Origin of the sequence: Reichenbachiella sp. (assembly GCF_039941815.1) — a bacterium.
In the GTDB taxonomy this organism is placed as follows: domain Bacteria; phylum Bacteroidota; class Bacteroidia; order Cytophagales; family Cyclobacteriaceae; genus Reichenbachiella.
Genome location: NZ_JBDVDW010000032.1, coordinates 537068 through 554602 on the forward strand (window position 1 = coordinate 537068; position 17535 = coordinate 554602).

Genomic DNA, 17535 nt, shown 5'->3' on the forward strand with positions numbered 1-17535 from the left:
TCTTCAAAAAAATAAGCAAAAAGCACTCTAGAGCATTGTCTTCTGGAGTGCTTTTTTATTGTGGAGTTATTGACCAACTTTGTTGTGATGAATAGAATCGTAGTCATTGTCATCTTTTTGCTATCGCTAGTCGGTTGTAAGGAGCAGAAAAAGGTCGCCCATGAACTCTATGATGGACCTGAGATAGCCATGAAAAACATTGACATGCTGGTATCAGATTCCACTATTGTTAAGCTTAGGTTAGTGGCGCGTACGCAACTGGTGCTTTCCAATAAGGATCGTGATTTCCCAGATGGGATCTATCTAAGGTTCTATAATCCGTTTGGATTGGTTACTTCTACATTGGTGGCAGACAAAGGGCATTATTATTCAGAAAAGGACTACTATACAGCGGAAGGCAATGTGATTATGAGAAGTCTATTTTCTGGTGATGAGTTATCAACCGAATTACTCAACTGGGATCCAAAAGAAGAGAAGATCTACACAGATAATTTTGTCACCATCAAAACTGAAGATGAAGTGCTCACAGGAGAAGGGCTAGAAGCATCTCAGAATTTCGAAGAGTATACAATCCTAAAACCAAGTGGAACCATGTCTATCATGCCTAAACAAAATTCGCAAAGAGGAAATGAATAGCTTATCTCAGGTAATAATCCTCACCACATCAGCGGCATTTTTTATCATTGGCCTTCATCAAACAATGACTTTTGGATTTATGCATTCCTACTGGATTTTTATGTTAAGCATATCTCTTATACTTTTATACAAACTAAAAAAAGGGAAGAAAACCTAACATGGATCCATTTATCCTTGGTGTAATCGTCATTTGTGTCATATTCTCGGCACTCTTTTCAGGGTTGGAAATAGCCTTCATTACGACCAATAAGCTACATATAGAGTTGCAGGGAAAACAAGGTAGCCTTTCGGCAAAGGTGCTGTCTAAATTTGCCCGACGTCCGTCAAATTTCATTGCCACTACACTCATTGGCAATAACCTTACTCTTGTTATCTATGGCATATTCATGGCCATGCTGCTAGACCCGTGGCTAGCGATGTATCTACCCAAACAGTTCACAAATGATTTTATTATTCTGATTTTGCAAACGACAATTTCTACGGTGATTGTTCTTTTTACTGCTGAGTATATTCCAAAGAGTATCTTTCTTGTCAACCCATACGGCCTACTCTCCTTTCTAGCCGTCCCCTTTCTTGTCATCTATTACATGCTTAGCCCAGCCGTGTTTTTAATCGTATTTGCAAGTAAGTTCTTCATAATAAAGGTCCTTGGGCTTAATTATTCTGACGAGATACCAGTATTTGGGCTCACCGATCTCAACAACTACATCAAAAAAATCGCAGATGATACCATAGATCAGACCGAACAAGATGTAGACACCAAATATTTTAATAATGCACTTGACTTCAAAACAGTCAAGGTGAGGGAATGCATGATCCCAAGAACAGAAATCGTAGGGATGGATGTCAACGCAGACATTGACGAACTCAAGGAACAGTTTATAGACAGTGGGCACTCCAAAATTATTATCTATGACGAATCTATTGACGAGGTCATAGGCTACTGTCATTCGCTGGAGTTATTTAAAAAGCCGGCTAACATCAAATCGATACTGACCAAAATTATTATTGTCCCTGAAACCATGCCAGCCAATGAGCTGCTATTGCAAATGATCACGGATCACAAGACGCTCGCATTGGTAGTAGATGAATATGGTGGCACCTCCGGGATAGTAAGTATCGAAGACATCATAGAAGAGATATTTGGAGAGATCCATGACGAGCACGACGAGTCGGATTTGCACGAAGAAAAACTAAATGATCAAGAATACATACTAAGTGCAAGACAAGAAATTGATTACTTAAACGAAACCTACGGCTGGTCACTACCAAAAGGCGATTTTGATACCTTAGGCGGCCTAATCTTGTCAATCAACGAAAACCTTCCTAAAAAGGGTCAAATCATTGAATTAGAAGGTTTTTCAATAGAAATTTTACTAATGGAAGACGCCAGAATCGAAAAGGTACGTCTAAAAATAAATCACAATAACTTAACTCCGTGACAATCAATTTCCTAAGCACAGGAAAATTTTGATATTAACATCAGTCTTGCTTATTTTGCGCTTCGTTTTAAACAATTTCAAACAATGGCAGCAATAAATACGCTAAGGGAAAAGGGGGGTAAGATCATTGTCATCCTAATTGGTTTTTCAATTGTGGCATTCGTAGGCGCGGATCTACTTGGCCCAAACTCATCTTTGCTTGGCAACAGTAAAACTCACGTCGGGGAAATCGCCGGCACGAAGATTTCATACCAGGATTTCATAGCAAAGCAAAACGAAATCGAATACAATTGGACTCAATCCAATCGAAGAACTCCAACTTCAAATGATCAAATTGGTATTCGAAATGTAACTTGGGATGCACTTATTGCTGAGTATGCTTTCAAAAACGAATTTGATGCAATCGGTATTGACGTCACAGATGATGAAATCAAAGACATGGTTCAAGGTGATAATATCAGCCCAGAAATCAGACAAGCCTTTACAGACCCTCAAACCGGCGCATTCAACGAAGAGCAAGTACTACAGTATCTGTCTAGTCTGGTAGAAGGCACGCAAGAGCAGAGAAAGAATTGGGCAAATTTTGAAAAAAACTTAGCCGATGGCAGAGTAAGATTGAAATTTGATAACCTAATTATCAAAACTAACTACGCAACAGAGGCAGAGGCCAGATTCAAATACAAAACCGAATCCAATACAGCAGAAATTAATTTTCTCTACGTGCCATTCTTAAATATGGCTGATTCGGGAATTACCGTTACTGATAGCGAACTTCAGTCTTACCTCAGCAATAATGAGAATGACTACCAAAAGGAAGAGTCGAAGACGATAGAATATGTTTCGTTTGATGTAGTGCCATCTGCTGGAGATACAGCACTTGTCATCGAAGAGATCCAAAGAATGAAAGAAGCATTGATCAATACTGACAATGATTCGACTTATGCTGTAGTAAACTCTGATGCAACTGATGCATTTAGAGCTTATACTCCAGGTCAATTGCCTGCAGTGTTCCAGGCCGACAATGTAGCAATGGGACAGGGCACATTTGTAGGACCGGTAGTAGAAAATGGCAGCTATTCGATCTATAAAGTAGCTAGTATGGCTCCTAGCGATACATACTCTGCACGGGCCAGCCACATATTATTTAAATGGGCCAGTGATAGTGACGCAGACAAGGCGAAGGCGAAAAGTGAAGCTAGAGGTGTATTGAGACAAATCCGTAATGGAGCAGATTTCGCTGAGATGGCAAGAATACACGGTACTGATGGTACAGCCAATAAAGGTGGTGATCTAGGTTGGTTCTCAGATGGTGCCATGGTAGCAGAATTCCAAGATGCAGTCTACGGGGCCAAAAGAAAAGGTGTCCTGGCAGACGTAGTAGAGTCGCAATTTGGATATCACATCATTGACGTTACCGAAACAAAAACAAATGTAGTCTACAAAATCGCGAAGGTGTCTTTAGAGATTTTCGTAAGTGATGAAACAAGAAACAAATACTTCAGACAAGCAGAGGGGTTTGCTCTAGACGCTTCGAATATTGAAGAATTCAAGAAAACTGCAGATGAGAAAGGTCTTACGATAAGAACGGCTGCTAACGTTGGGAAAAATGATCGAAGAATCTCAGGTATTACAGAAGGAAGAAATATTGTGTACTGGGCTTTCAATTCTGGAAGTGTTGGAGACGTTTCTGATGTGTTTGAAATTGACGATCAATATGTTGTGGCAGTAATCACAAGCGAACAAGAGAAAGGAGTTGCTGCACTAGAAACAGTGAGAATTGAAGTAACAGATAAGGTAAAAAACCAGAAGAAAGCAAAAATTATCACGGACAAACTCTCCAAACTTTCTGGAAGTCTGGACGAGATGGCAGCTGGATATGGAGAAGGAGCTAATGTATATAACATGCCTGCATTGAAACTAAGTAGCAACTCGCTAAGAAGTGTAGGACTAGCACCAGAGGCAGTAGGAGTAGCGTTCTCAATGGAAAACGGTGAGGTCACAAAACCTTTTGCCGTTGACAATGGGGTGCTTATTATCGAAATGGTGAATAAGCTGGAAGCTCCTGAAATTTCTGACTATGAATCCTATCGCACGCAATTGCTACAGCAAAAACAAGGCCGTCTGGCATATAACACAGACCAAGCCGTACGAGATCTAGCAGAAATAAAAGACGATAGATATAAGTTCTTTTAGTAAATAACAAAATCAGATTTGAGTCACACCCATGAGGTGTGACTTTTTTGTTTATATGGATAAGTCTACAGAGTCGTTCAAAGAAAAATTGGATAACAACTATAGTTTTCCCGCACTATACTTGTTTAAGTTCATTGTGAAACCAGAGCAGGTGGAACAGATTGAATCACTTTTTCCTAAACACGAGGTTTTGCTCAAACCGTCGAGCGGCGGAAAGTACGTCAGTACGACAATCAAAATCATGGCCTCTTCAAGTCAGGAGATCATAGGCCTTTACAAGGAAGCCGCAAAGATTGAAGGTATAATTTCCCTGTAGCTAATTATCTTCTTTGCTATTCAGTTTATATCTTGTCCTCATAAATAATCAGGCTTACCATGATGTTTGTTCGTTTCTTGATGATTGCAATTTTGCTGGTTGGTATCGGAACAACTGATGTCTGGGCGCAAAATCCATTAGCTGAAGATTTGCCCACAAGAAAAGTGGACAAGAAAGTAAAGGAAAATAAGCGTGGCAATTTTCCTGCGGCCAAACGAATCCGATATATATATGTCAAAAAGGGCAAAAAAGTACTCTACGGAAATCCTTGTGCCCAGCAGGTGACTCACAGCATGGGATTTGAATATGGAATCGAACATAGACCAGAGCCAGGGTTTACTCCCTGGTGGCGAAGATTCAAAACAAATACTACAACCAAGACCATACTTTTTTTCACTAAAGGCCCATGGTGGAAATCCACAGTCAACAAAAAACTAAGCCAGTGTGTACAATCCAGCGGTGATCGCCGAGGTTAGCCGAGCGGATTGATACCAGTATAGTTGAATGGCGTGATTTCCTTTAACTGAGTTTTTAGCTCGTCAGAAACGTCAAGCGTGTCCACGAATTCTTTGATCACCTGATGAGTAATTTCATTATTGCCACGAGTAAGTGCTTTGAGAGCTTCGTATGGCTCCGGATAAGCCTCTCTTCTGAGTATCGTCTGTATGGCTTCAGATACTACCGCCCAATTTTGATCTAGGTCGTATTCAATAGCGTGTTGATTCAACTCTAGTTTACCAATGCCTTTTTGGAGTGACTTTAGCGCTATGAAACTATGGCTTACAGGAACACCAACATTTCTCAGTACAGTTGAATCTGTTAAATCTCTTTGCAATCTTGAAATCGGCAATTTCCCAGCCAGGAAATCATAATTGGCATTAGCTATACCCAGATTCCCTTCAGCATTTTCAAAATCAATTGGGTTAACCTTGTGAGGCATAGCCGAAGACCCTACTTCGCCTTTTACGACTTTTTGCTTAAAGTAACCCATGGAAATGTACTGCCAGATATCTCTGCTAAAATCGATAAGAATTGTATTGATCCTTTTTAGATTATCAAATAAAGCCGCCATATCGTCATAGTGCTCTATTTGTGTGGTAGGATAGCTTCTTCTTAAGCCAAGCGTGTTATCAACAAAATTATTAGCAAACTTGATCCAGTCAATCTCGGGATAGGCTATATGATGAGCGTTCATATTGCCAGTAGCTCCACCAAATTTAGCTCCATATCTGATATCATCCAGCATATTGATTTGCTGCGTCAGTCTTTCATGAAAAACCAGAATCTCTTTTCCCAAAAGGGTAGGTGATGCCGGCTGACCATGAGTCTTGGCCAGCATAGGGATATCTTTCCAGGTTTCTGCCAGATCCATTAAGGTACCAGTGATCTCATTAATCAAAGGCAAGTACTCATTTTCAACAGCATGCTTGAGCTGCAGCGGAATTGCTGTGTTGTTTATGTCCTGAGAGGTAAGGCCAAAATGAATAAATTCCTTGTAACGAGTCAAGTCCAAATCATCAAACCTTGCCTTGATAAAATACTCTACAGCTTTTACGTCGTGATTGGTGGTTTTTTCAATGTCCTTGATCGCTTGCGCATCTTTCTCTGAAAATTCGACAACGACTTGCCTCAATTTGCCAAAAACGGAGCTGTCGATTTCTTTTAATTGTGGCAATGGGTGTTGACACAATGCAATGAAATATTCGATTTCGACATGCACGCGATATTTGATCAAACCAAACTCAGAGAAATACTCCGCTAAGCTAGCTGTATGTCTTCTATACCTTCCATCTACTGGTGAGATCGCTGTAAGTGCATTCAATTCCATCGTTTGTGTATTTTTATGAAGGCTTAATAGCCAAAGTTTCCGGACGGCAAAATTAGACAAATCAATCAAGAACAAGAATAGAATTGAAAGATCAAAAACGCTAAACTGACATGAGTCCTACACTCAGGTATTTAAGACTTTCTTACCTCGGGTTCACATTTTGTCAACCTGAAAGATTAAATATATTGCGATATGAAAAAATCACTCAAAGACCCTGGAATCGGTAAAAATTTTGAAAAGGGTACGAGCAGAGTCATTAATAAGGATGGTTCTTTCAACATTAAAAGAATAAACTTCGGGTATCACTTTAGGAATACTTATCAATGGCTGATTCGAATTAATTGGCCTGTGTTCTTGAGTATGGTCACATTATTTATTATTGGATCAAACCTGATTTTTGCTGGAATCTATTTTCTTGTAGAACCGGGAGAGCTGGAAGGCCTTAGTCGAGGTGATGAGTTATCTAAGTTTTTTCAGTGCCTATATTTTAGCTTTCAATCATTCACTACAGTAGGCTATGGAGCTATATCACCCGTAGGGCATGTGACAGGTATTATTTCCTCCTTTGAATCTGTATTTGGCTTAATTTCATTCGCCTTTATTACTGGTATGCTATATGGCCGGTTTTCTCGCCCAAATGCCTCCTTTCAATACAGCAAGAATGCGCTGATCTCTCCATATCAAAAAGGTTGGAGTTTGCAATTTAGATTTGTAAACGGCAGAAGCAGTCAGATCATAGAACTAGAAGCCAATGTCATGATAAGCTATACAAAAGAAGTAAAAGGTAAACTTCAACGAATGTTTTACAACCTTGAGCTAGAAACAAAAAAAATCCTTTTCTTGCCACTGAATTGGACATTAGTTCATAAAATAGATGATGATTCTCCTCTGTTCGATTTGGATCAGGACACTTTGGAAAATGGCTCCGCCGAAATAATGATATTGATCAAGGGCTTTGATGACACTTTTAGCCAGATTGTACATTCAAGGTTTTCATACACTTGGGAAGAGATTGTTTGGGGCGGTAAATTTGTGAAACCCTACTTCAATGATGACGAGGGTATCACGCATTTGGATGCTGATCTGATTGATAAATTTGAAAACATTGAATTCACCAAATTCTAAAAAGCAACTTTTATAGTTAAGGGTTCCTTTGGATTCTTAATGATTGTGTGGCAGTTCTAAGAATATAGGAGCCGGGCAGCAGGTCGACAAAAGATATCTGAATACTGCTAGCTGTCGATATGATTTGAGGATATACCTGTGTTCCACTTAAGTCATATACCTTAAGTGAGCTTAGTTCATCGACGATTCCTGTCAAAAGTGCGAAATCATCTGTTGGGTTAGGATAGATCATTAGCTGATCTTTTAGCATACCACTGAGTCGGACACTGATAGCTTCAAACTCCTCAAATTTTCCATCATAATCTATTTGTCTTAATCGGTAGTACACAATTGCAGCATTGCTTAATTCATCCTGGTAAGTATAATACTGTGTCACCAAACTGTTTCCCGCACCTACGATGGTTTGAAGCTCGCTGAAATGCACACCATCCAGTGATTTCTCTAAAGCAAAATAATCGTTGTTCTCTTCCCACGCGGTAGCCCAAGACACCAAGATATGGTCTTCTTTTTGCACACCTTCAAAGGATAGCAAACCAATCGGCAGCGATCCATCTGTGGTTGTTTCATCCATGATTCCTTCATCTATGATATCACCATCACTCCCGTCCCAAGTTTCGTTTCCTCCGATGTTGATAGTAATCTCAGGGCCAGTCGAAGTCCCCAATGTATTGGCTTCTATCTCAGCTCCCGATTCCAGCGTGATGCTGGATGCTGCACTGAGGACAAGTGAAGACGTGTTCCCGTTATTTGAACCAAACCTGAGTGTGCCTCCAGATTCGATAGTGATATCAATATCACAGGCTGACAAATCTATTGTTGTATTTCTTATGATTATGGTCACGCCATTCGGAATGACAATAGAAGTATGGGAAGCGCAATCAGGTACTCCATTGTCCCAGTTGGCCGCACTGGTCCAAAGGTCTGGACCTCCTGTTCCATCTTGAGCGGTGGTAGTTTGTGCAACTCCTACAACCGTGGTGAATAGAAAAATAGATAGAACCAAATAGAATAGATAAATGGGGGATTTTATCATAACAGTAAATTTGAATTTTCTTCTTCAGATCAAACGATAAGTCTCGTCAATACCCTACCCTAATATTCGATAGCAAAACTCGTATCGCTTGACGACCATGCGAATTATTCTACCCTATATGTGCAAAATCTCCTACCTGATTATCTTTTATGAGATTATCTTAGATTCAACAAAACTCAGAGCTATGTCCAAGCTATTACTTACCCTTGCTCTACTAGCTATTTCATGTACTCCGAAAGAAGATCGTTGGGTGACTCTTTTGGATCAAGACCTATCTCAATGGGATACCTATTTGAGTTTCAAGCATAGTGAAGAATATAACGGAGACCACCCCACTGATCAGTTTGGAGCTCTTATAGAGCCAGTCGGTCTGAACCCAATCGACCAGCAGGTATTCATTGTTGAGAATGATGGCCAAACTCCAGTCCTTAAAGTCACTGGTGAGATATATGGATGTGTGGTGACAAAAAAGGAATATGCTAACTATCACCTTCGGTTAAAAGTCAGGTGGGGAACGGGGAAGTGGATACCCAGAGAGAATAAACTAAAAGATTCTGGCATATTGTACCACTCTATAGGGCCACATGGAGCGGAGCATTGGAGATCATGGATGCTTTCTCAGGAATTTCAAATCATGCAAGGGCACATGGGAGACTTTTGGAATCAAGCCAACTCAGCCATAGATGTGAGAGCTTATATTCCTGAATACATTATGAATCCTGTAGCGGACGCATCTCAGCCTTTTATTCCATTGGGAGAAGGTGAAAAAATCCCAGGATTCTGCCTACGTAGCAATAACTATGAAAAGCCTGAAGGAGAATGGAACACTTTGGAATTGATCTGCTATGAGGGCAAGAGTATCCATATCGTCAACGGCGAAATAGTCATGATTCTTCGCCAATCCAGATATGTTGTAAATGGCAAATCTATCCCACTGACTAAGGGAAAAATTCAACTGCAGAGTGAAGCAGCAGAAGTCTATTTCAAAGACATTGAAATTCAAGAGTTAGAAATCATGCCTGAGCGTTTTGTGAAATATTTCTAAAGCGCTGAAATAGTATTGAATTGTATCAAATTAGGATCAGTGAATTTTCTATAAGAGACACGATCCTCAAAGTTAGGTTTTCTACAAAGCATTTAATTACCTAATATTATCCTATGGAGCAGTGGTTGTCCCGGCCTTGGTTTGAAATGATGATGGCGAGCACCCTTTTAATGGGTGCGATCCTTTGCTTGTTTTTGCTTTTCAATAAATACCCTTCCAGCAGGTTTCTTGGCCAGCTAGTGATCGCATACCTATCACTATTTGTATGCAAAGCATTAGTTATTGGGCCTTGGTTTCATCTATCAATGATTTTTGTTGGGATTTCTTTCAACTGGTTTGCCAGAGCCTTATTTACGCAAAACTCAAGAATCAAATCGAAATACTGGTGGTTTTTGATTTTTGTAATACTTGTTGCTAGCAGTGCTTATCTATTTAATCAGAATTGGCTTATTAGAAGCTTGAGCACAGGCGCCGTCGCTGGTTTATTGATAGATCTGTTTCGTATTGTTAGAGCTGAGAGCGATCATCGGGGAATCTCTTGGTTTCAGAGCCCTGGATCAAGGTTGATATGGTTTAGAAATTACCTTGTGTATAATTTCTTGCTTTTGCTTTTGTTGATGGCATTTGGTAATTATTTTGAGTTGTGGATGCTGGGTCTTGCTGTGGGGTTCAATTTTATGATAGTCTACTATCAGGTATTTAGAGAATCCTCCTTTACCACACCCATTCCTGTAGCCAACAAGTATAAAAAATCAACCCTGTCGGCTGCGCAAAAAGCTTCAATTTTGGAGCGTTTAGATGAGCTCATGACATCATCGAAATTTTATTTAAATGACGACGCCTCTTTGAGTAGTCTGGCAGAGTTGCTTCATACCACAACCCATCATTTATCGCAAGTCCTCAATGAGTCTAAGGGAATAAGCTTCCAAGAACTTATAAGTCAAAATCGTATCCGAGAGGCGCGATATTTGCTCAAAGATCAGAGCATGGCACAGACCAAAGTTGAAAATATAGCTGCCATGGTTGGGTATAACTCTAAGTCTGCATTTAACACGGCATTCAAGCGTCTGACGGGGCTTACACCTTCCGAATATAGGGATACTAAAGACGTTCGATCTTATCGGGAAGAACCTCTTCCCGATAAGAAAAGACCATCCACAACTGACCGTACCTTTAGTTTGAGTTATCAATTCACAAATAAACTCAAACGTAATATGGTCGTCAATTTCTTTAAAACATTTATTAGAACTCTGAGTAGAAATAAGGTATTTACCTTAATTAACCTGCTTGGGCTGACAGTAGGATTTGCATGTAGCATGCTCATCTATTTGTACATTCAGGACGAGTTGTCCTTTGATCGAGCTATCCCTAACAATGAAAATATTTACAGAATAAGCTGGATTGGTGATCCTCCACAAACTCGTACGCCGCATCCGATGGCTCAAGCCATGAAAAGAGATTTTTCAGAAGTGGTTGAAAGTGTGAGTCTCTCGCCATGGTATGGAGCAGGGCTAATCAAACAGGATATTTCGGTTGAAAACCCAGTGACCAATATTGCCTTCGAAGAACCTAATTTCTTTTTTGCAGACTCTACTTTCTTTAAGGTTTTCCAAATGAAAATTATTGCGGGCGACAAGGATGCTCTAAAAGAACCAAACACCTTGGTGATAACGCAGGAGCTTGCTAATAAATACTTTGGTGATGATAATCCTATTGGAAAAGTCCTGGAGGTCAGTGATATGCCAATGGAGGTCTCTGCTGTGGTGGCGGGCATGCCAAAAAGCTCTCACTTTCATTTCAATGCATTGATTTCTTATGTTACTGTAAAGCATATCAACCCAGAGAGCTATTGGATGACTTGGGCAGACTTTGGACATTTCAACTATATAGTTCTCAATGAAGGCGTTTCTTTTCAAGATGTTGAATCTAAAATACCGGACTGGGCTCTGGATTATCTAAACTGGGGAGCTGATGCCAAAATTGCCTTTGACAATGGTACTATGGCCTTCAAACTTCAATCGATTACGGATATTCACCTCTATTCTCATCTAAGGTGGGAACTAGAAAACAATGGCAATGTTTTGTATGTCTACATCCTGATGGGTACTATGATTTTTATTCTGGTAATAGCAGGTATCAACTATGTGAATCTCACTACTGCTAAGTCTGTCGAAAGAGCCAAAGAAATCGGTGTACGAAAGACATTGGGCGCAGTATCATTTAACCTTACGGTTCAATTTTATCTTGAGTCTATTCTTTTTTGCCTGATCGCTCTAGGGATTTCCTTGGGACTGACTACGATGCTGTTAGACCCTTTTAATCACCTAAGTTCTAAGTCATTCACAATAGCCGATCTAATGAACCTTGGTTTCATAACCAAAGCTTCTTTGCTTAGTCTAATGGTAGGTTTAATAGCAGGATTTTATCCAGCCATCTTTTTATCCTCATTTCGTCCTTCTGAGGTGATGAAAGGCAAAGTATCAGGTGGCGGAGGTAATAGCAGATTGAGGAGCCTTCTTGTCGTTTGCCAATTTATAGTCTCAGCTATCCTTATCGCTTCCAGTTTAATCATTCTAAGACAAATAGATTATATGCAATCGAAAGAATTGGGGTTTGATCAAACTGCCGTGATATCACTACCTATCATATCGAGCGTAGAGCATGGAGGCATCGACCTTTCAGAGGCTCGTACAATTCAAAATGAATTAAGGACAATACCTGGAGTCAAAGCCGTATCGGCAGCATCAAACATGCCTGGCTCCCAATTCAACAATCATCCGGTGAGTACACGAAAAGACCCAACGAATAGAACCAGTGCTTCAGAGATTTTTGTTGATTTTGACCTATTGGAATTATTTGAATTTCAACTTCTTGAAGGGCGAACATTTGATCATAGCTTCTCAGCAGATTCAGCAGGAACCAATGTGGTGATTAATCAAGCTGCAGTGCAGGCACTACAGTTAGTTGACCCAATTGGAGAACAATTGGTCTGGCATCTGGACGGCTATCAGCTTGAGGTAACGGTGGTGGGCGTGGTACAGAATTTTCATTACAAGTCTCTACATGAATCTATCAATCCGCTAATTATTCAATATCGGCCTCGAGACTTTAACCACACAGTTGTAAAACTTGAGGGCAAAGATTTTCAGCAATCAATAAAAGCCATAGAGGAGATATATTCAAAAACAATTCCTGATGAGACATTTGAATATCACTTTCTTGATCGACAGTTGGAAGAATTGTATCAAGGTGAAATTCGAACTTTGGGTGTTTTTTCAACCTTCGCTTTTGTTGCACTGTTCTTGGCTTGTCTTGGTCTGCTTGGTATCGCTCTAGCCATGATGAGTCAGAAGATAAAAGAAGTAGGTATTCGCAAAATACTAGGCGCGAGTCCAGCTCAAATTGTGCAAATGATCTTTTTGCAATTTGCTAAGTTGATTGGGATTGCTTTGGCGTTAGGCTTACCGCTGTCTTACCTGATTATGCAGGAATGGCTTAATGAATTTCCTTATCAAGCTACTCTTGGTGTAATGCCCTTTGTCTGGTCAGTCCTGCTGCTGCTACTTGTTGCTGTCACTAGTGTAAGCGTCGTTGTGGCCAAAATAGCTGCTACTAATCCAGTCAATACATTGAGATATGAATAATAAAAAAACCCTGACTACGTGGTCAGGGTTTTTTTATTTAATTCCTCTAATAACTTTGATATCCATTCTTTCCAATAAAGTAAGATGAACTTCAGGGCTTATACTACATTGAGCACCTGCTCTTTGATCTTTTCCAACTCATCTTTCATGTCAACGACAAGTTTCTGGATTTCGGAGTTGTTGGCTTTAGAACCAATAGTATTAATTTCTCGTCCCATTTCCTGACTGATAAACCCGAGTTTTTTACCTTGGGATTCATCTTCGGCCAGTATTTCGTGGAAGTAGGCGATATGGTTTTGCAATCGAATTATTTCTTCTGCAATATCCAATTTTTCAATGTAGTAAATCAGCTCCTGTTCAAATCGATTTGGGTCCGTTTTGTCCGACGCACCTAACTCAGCCAAACTCTCCTGTATACGTTGTTTGATAACGACGATTCGTTCCGGTTCTTTTTGTTTGATAAGTATGAGCTTTTCATCAATGTGCTTCGCAAATGTATTGAGTGCAGCCTGAGCAGCATCCCCTTCTTGAATTCGAAATTGTTCACACGAATCCAATGCTTGACCAATAAGGTCAAACAATAAATCTTTTGGCACCTCTTCGCTAGCAGATTCTTCAAACTCGAAGATGTCGGGCATTTTTAATATTTCTTTTACGAGGTCAGCTTCACCCAGCACTTCCTCAGAAATGCTTTTTCGCAATTCCTGACAGTAATGTTTGAATAGTGTAGAGTTGAGTTTGCCGGCACTTCCGAGCCCTGATTTTAATGATATTTCAATGGTAAAATTGACCTTGCCTCTAACAATTTTTTCGGTTAGAATTTTCTTAATTTCATTTTCAAATGAAGCCACCTCTTTGGGTAATTTGGTAGAGATATCAAGAAATTTTGAGTTTAGAGATTTGATTTCTACATCTACGCTCATTTGATCATTTTCAAATGCCGCAGAGCCATACCCAGTCATTGATTTTAGCATGTGCAATAATCGTCAAATAAGCGGAGTATTAAAAATCAGATATGGTGTAGACTAGAAGTCGTAACCCAAGCTAAGGTAGAATTTCATGTCGCCTACCTGATAGTCAGCCATTGGTTTAGCAAAATCAAATCGTGCGTAGTATCCGAGCATTACGGTTCTGACCCCAAAACCATAGCTTGCCAACCAGGGATTATCAGATGTCCTGATCACTGCTTCGAATGGTGACCCCTCACGTTTCACCAATTTGGTATTTACTTCGTGGTCATCATTGAACGGAGACTTTCCAGTCCAGGCTGAGCCTACATCATAAAAGCCTATTAATTGAAGGTTCCTAAGGAAGTTGGACTTGATAGAACCTCTTGAAAAGTATTTGATAACTGGAAACCGAAGCTCCGCATTCGCGGTAAGCACACTAGAGCCACTGAATTCATTATAGTTGAATCCCCGTAGATTAACGAATTCTGTAAATAGAATATCTGTGTTATCCTTAGAGTTGTTAAAATTCAAAGGGGAATCTACCTGATCAGTATTTTCTTTTTGATTGGCCACCCAATTGTCCATACCGCCCAGCATATAGGTCATTGGGTTTCTACCAAACGATCTACCAAAATACACCCTAGCCGCTATGATCAGCTCTCTCGAAATCTTCTGATACCGGCGCAGATCCACCGTAAATTTGCTAAAGCTTAGTGCATTGTCATTTAAGCCCTGAAAATGTTCAAACGATACTTTGGCCCTACTGCCTTCGTACAAATTCAATCCATTTGCCAGAGTATTGTCATACACCCAATTGGCTTTGAAGCCACCAAATGTATTGTGTGATTCTACTGCTGGGTTGCTCTGTTGAGAATAGTTGCCAGCAAGAATATCAGGATTGAGATTGTAAAAATGAGTAAAGGTGATGAATGGCTGAAAATCAAATCTGGTAGCTACGGTCAATGGCAGAGAGGCGCCCAGAGTAAATGTGTTCTTTTTATATTTCTGAATGACCTCGTCAGTGGCTCCAGTGAAGTCAATTCTCTCTTCCAGATAGACATTTCGATCATATCTGGCCATTAGGTCTATGGTATACTTTAGGAAACGGTATTCTGCAAAAAAATCTCCTGATTTGAGGTCTGTAATCGCCATAAATCCACCATAGAATTTATGATTTTCAAGAACATCGTTCATTTCATATTCCATAAGAATACCAAAGCCTCTTACCGGATCAATTCTGAATGTTGTAATTACATTGTTGGATGAAAATGCCGTTTCATATTCATGAGGACCAGTAACCTCTGGCTCTTTTTGCATTTTTTGATAGGTGGTTAGAAATGAAAATGCCTGCTCTTCGTCTTCCTCCTCCTCTAGTTCATCTTCAAAGCTATAGTCATCAGTATCGATGAATATGTCCTCTTCTTCTTCCTCGATCACATCCTGGTCTTCACTTTCTTCGATATCAAATAGGCCCTCACCAAGTTCGAGTTCGACCTCCTCCTGCGGAAGATTATTTTTTGCATTTTCTGCTCTTCGTTTTTTGATAAATTCAACTTGTTCCAGCTGATTTCTCAAGGTGGGTGGCGTAAAGGCGGTTTGATCTAAATTGTAGTTTTCATGTAGATATATTCTAGATTTTCCTCTATCCAGCATAAGAAAAGTCAGATCATGAGACTCGTGATTGATGTCGTATTCCTGGATGCTCGTTCTAAAATTGGACACCTGATTATAGATATTGTTAGAGAAATTGTACTTGTATAAATTGTAAATTCCCTTCTGATCACTCAAATAGAAAACATTTTCTCTATCAACAGGCACGGGGTAGTAGTCATTGCTCAATGTATTGGTCATACGAAAGACCACATTGGTAGTCGTATCCAGATCATAAGCAAAGAGGTTGAGCGCATCTGAAGCTTCATTGATATTGTTAAGCTCGAGATTCAAAGTATCGCTAGGACGATTCGAGCTAAACACGATAGCATCTGTTCCAGGTATAAACTTTGGATTCAAATCATCATATTTATCTCTTGTCAGGCGCTTGACTGCGTTTCTTCTCATACTAATGAGATATAGGTCATTTTGACCTTTAATATCAGCGCTAATCACGGCCAACTTGCCATTGTCATTAAATCCAATTCCTTTTATTTGGTTGAATCGTAGTAGTGATTTTCGCTGCTTTGCTCGCGTAGGTAGATCATAAGAAACCAAATAATTGGTGCCGTACCAGTTTTGTATAATACCCAGCTTTGATTCAGAAATCCACTCTATGATTGGCAGTTCTGTAGTGACCTCCTGATTGATTACATGATATCCCCCCCGCAAGGCTGTTTTCTCATTTCCAGTCTCAAGATTCCGGACGTTGACAGTATACTTTCCACGATAGTTATTTACATATGCCAAATGTTTGCCGTCTGGGCTGACTCTCACTTTGGTAAGTTTGGCGATTTTGCCTGTCTTGGCTATTAGTTTGTTATCCTTTTCTGGTGAATCATATGCCGCATCAAGGGAGGCATTTGCATTACGATAGTACTCAGCCCATTCATATTTGAATTGCTTGAAAGAAATCCCAAGTGAGCTGGCAATACTGTGCTCTGGGTTTCTGATAATTCTAGTCAGGTTGAGAATATTGGATAAGTTGCTTTTACCGTATTTGACCGCTATGTAATTCCAAACCGACTGCCCTACCATTTGTGCGCGCACATCTTCCAGGCGGGACAATTTTTTAGTTTTTTTCTTTACCAGAAAATCTCTCATATAGTCATCCATTTCGACACTCCACCCATAGGCAGCATAGTTGGAAGCTCCGCCGATAAACCATTCGGGTAAGTTGAGTAGATAGGCACTCTGAAACATTTCTGCCAGACTGCCGCCAAACATCATATCGTCCAACAGCATTTGTGCTAGCCTAAATCTTAGTTCTTTTTTGAATTCAAGAATGCTACCGGGATAAGCCACCTCTACTTGAAGTTTTACAAATTTGGTCTGGCCAGCGATAGTGAAAGTCGCCCCATCCACCCCAATATTGCTCTGCTTTAGGTCTACTGGTGAATTGTATATGAATATTTTGGTTTTTGAGAATGGAGCGTATCCTAGCAGATCGGTAAGTTTGTCGTATTCTTCGTCCAGATAATCCAGGGCTAGTTTTGCGTAGTCTTCACCAAGATTATAATAGTGAATATCATAATCATCTGTACCATAATAGTACCAATCGTAACTCTTGTACTGGACTCTATTTTGGCCGAAAACCTTCCTATGTTCCTGGGCATATGAAGCCGAAGAAGCGAAAAGAATCAGACCAATAAGTAGTACCCTCAAACGCATAT

General features: G+C 40.0%; 12 protein-coding genes. 8 read left to right on the forward strand and 4 right to left on the reverse strand.

Going from position 1 to position 17535, the window contains the following annotated elements; genetic code table 11:
• Positions 1–87 precede the first annotated feature (87 nt).
• The 5 genes from lptC (at position 88) to ABJF11_RS09580 (ending at position 5063) form a co-directional block, all read left to right on the forward strand.
• Positions 88–636: an LPS export ABC transporter periplasmic protein LptC gene (gene lptC, locus ABJF11_RS09560; RefSeq protein WP_348119592.1), complete on the forward strand. Its 549-nt coding sequence runs from the start codon at positions 88–90 to the stop codon at positions 634–636.
• Positions 637–794: 158 nt separating this feature from the next.
• The gene (locus ABJF11_RS09565) at positions 795–2078 is read left to right on the forward strand and encodes a hemolysin family protein (RefSeq protein ID WP_348119594.1); all 1284 of its coding nucleotides are present in this window, start codon (positions 795–797) and stop codon (positions 2076–2078) included.
• An 84-nt stretch (positions 2079–2162) separates the two neighbouring features.
• Positions 2163–4271, forward strand: a complete 2109-nt coding sequence (locus tag ABJF11_RS09570; protein WP_348119596.1) for a SurA N-terminal domain-containing protein — start codon at positions 2163–2165, stop codon at positions 4269–4271.
• A gap of 55 nt (positions 4272–4326) precedes the next feature.
• On the forward strand, positions 4327–4587 hold the full coding sequence (locus tag ABJF11_RS09575; protein ID WP_348119597.1) for a DUF493 family protein: 261 nt from the start codon (positions 4327–4329) through the stop codon (positions 4585–4587).
• Between the two features lie 59 nt (positions 4588–4646).
• Entirely contained in the window at positions 4647–5063 is a 417-nt protein-coding gene (locus ABJF11_RS09580) for a hypothetical protein (protein WP_348119598.1), read from the forward strand.
• Here ABJF11_RS09580 and purB read toward each other — a convergent pair.
• Positions 5060–6415 carry an adenylosuccinate lyase gene (purB, locus tag ABJF11_RS09585; RefSeq protein WP_348119599.1) on the reverse strand — a complete coding sequence of 452 codons (1356 nt, stop codon included), beginning with the start codon at positions 6413–6415 and terminating at the stop codon, positions 5060–5062. The genes ABJF11_RS09580 and purB overlap by 4 nt on opposite strands.
• Positions 6416–6607: 192 nt before the next feature.
• Between purB and ABJF11_RS09590 the strand changes: the two genes are divergently transcribed.
• Positions 6608–7540 (forward strand): ion channel, encoded by a 933-nt coding sequence (locus ABJF11_RS09590; RefSeq protein ID WP_348119600.1) that lies wholly within the window; start codon positions 6608–6610, stop codon positions 7538–7540.
• 16 nt (positions 7541–7556) lie between these two features.
• Here ABJF11_RS09590 and ABJF11_RS09595 read toward each other — a convergent pair whose 3' ends face one another.
• Complete coding sequence (locus ABJF11_RS09595) at positions 7557–8573, reverse strand: T9SS type A sorting domain-containing protein (protein WP_348119601.1); 1017 nt, start codon at positions 8571–8573, stop codon at positions 7557–7559.
• A gap of 184 nt (positions 8574–8757) precedes the next feature.
• On the opposite strand from ABJF11_RS09595, the gene ABJF11_RS09600 reads away from it, so the two are divergent.
• Positions 8758–9618 carry a DUF1080 domain-containing protein gene (locus tag ABJF11_RS09600; RefSeq protein ID WP_348119602.1) on the forward strand — a complete coding sequence of 287 codons (861 nt, stop codon included), beginning with the start codon at positions 8758–8760 and terminating at the stop codon, positions 9616–9618.
• A gap of 113 nt (positions 9619–9731) precedes the next feature.
• A complete protein-coding gene (locus ABJF11_RS09605) occupies positions 9732–13262 on the forward strand; it encodes an ABC transporter permease (protein ID WP_348119603.1) in 3531 nt (1176 codons plus the stop codon).
• Positions 13263–13360: 98 nt separating this feature from the next.
• On the opposite strand, the gene ABJF11_RS09610 is transcribed toward ABJF11_RS09605, so the two are convergent.
• Positions 13361–14236 carry a YicC/YloC family endoribonuclease gene (locus ABJF11_RS09610; RefSeq protein WP_348119604.1) on the reverse strand — a complete coding sequence of 292 codons (876 nt, stop codon included), beginning with the start codon at positions 14234–14236 and terminating at the stop codon, positions 13361–13363.
• A gap of 51 nt (positions 14237–14287) precedes the next feature.
• Positions 14288–17533 carry a translocation protein TolB gene (locus ABJF11_RS09615; RefSeq protein WP_348119605.1) on the reverse strand — a complete coding sequence of 1082 codons (3246 nt, stop codon included), beginning with the start codon at positions 17531–17533 and terminating at the stop codon, positions 14288–14290.
• Positions 17534–17535: the final 2 nt, after the last annotated feature.

Excerpts from the sequence above, each read along its gene's own strand:
- lptC (WP_348119592.1), top strand. The coding sequence starts at position 88 with ATGAATAGAATCGTAGTCATTGTCATCTTTTTGCTATCGCTAGTCGGT.
- ABJF11_RS09565 (WP_348119594.1), top strand. The coding sequence starts at position 795 with ATGGATCCATTTATCCTTGGTGTAATCGTCATTTGTGTCATATTCTCG.
- ABJF11_RS09570 (WP_348119596.1), top strand. The coding sequence starts at position 2,163 with ATGGCAGCAATAAATACGCTAAGGGAAAAGGGGGGTAAGATCATTGTC.
- ABJF11_RS09575 (WP_348119597.1), top strand. The coding sequence starts at position 4,327 with ATGGATAAGTCTACAGAGTCGTTCAAAGAAAAATTGGATAACAACTAT.
- ABJF11_RS09580 (WP_348119598.1), top strand. The coding sequence starts at position 4,647 with ATGATGTTTGTTCGTTTCTTGATGATTGCAATTTTGCTGGTTGGTATC.
- purB (WP_348119599.1), bottom strand. The coding sequence starts at position 6,415 with ATGGAATTGAATGCACTTACAGCGATCTCACCAGTAGATGGAAGGTAT.
- ABJF11_RS09590 (WP_348119600.1), top strand. The coding sequence starts at position 6,608 with ATGAAAAAATCACTCAAAGACCCTGGAATCGGTAAAAATTTTGAAAAG.
- ABJF11_RS09595 (WP_348119601.1), bottom strand. The coding sequence starts at position 8,573 with ATGATAAAATCCCCCATTTATCTATTCTATTTGGTTCTATCTATTTTT.
- ABJF11_RS09600 (WP_348119602.1), top strand. The coding sequence starts at position 8,758 with ATGTCCAAGCTATTACTTACCCTTGCTCTACTAGCTATTTCATGTACT.
- ABJF11_RS09605 (WP_348119603.1), top strand. The coding sequence starts at position 9,732 with ATGGAGCAGTGGTTGTCCCGGCCTTGGTTTGAAATGATGATGGCGAGC.
- ABJF11_RS09610 (WP_348119604.1), bottom strand. The coding sequence starts at position 14,236 with ATGCTAAAATCAATGACTGGGTATGGCTCTGCGGCATTTGAAAATGAT.
- ABJF11_RS09615 (WP_348119605.1), bottom strand. The coding sequence starts at position 17,533 with ATGCGTTTGAGGGTACTACTTATTGGTCTGATTCTTTTCGCTTCTTCG.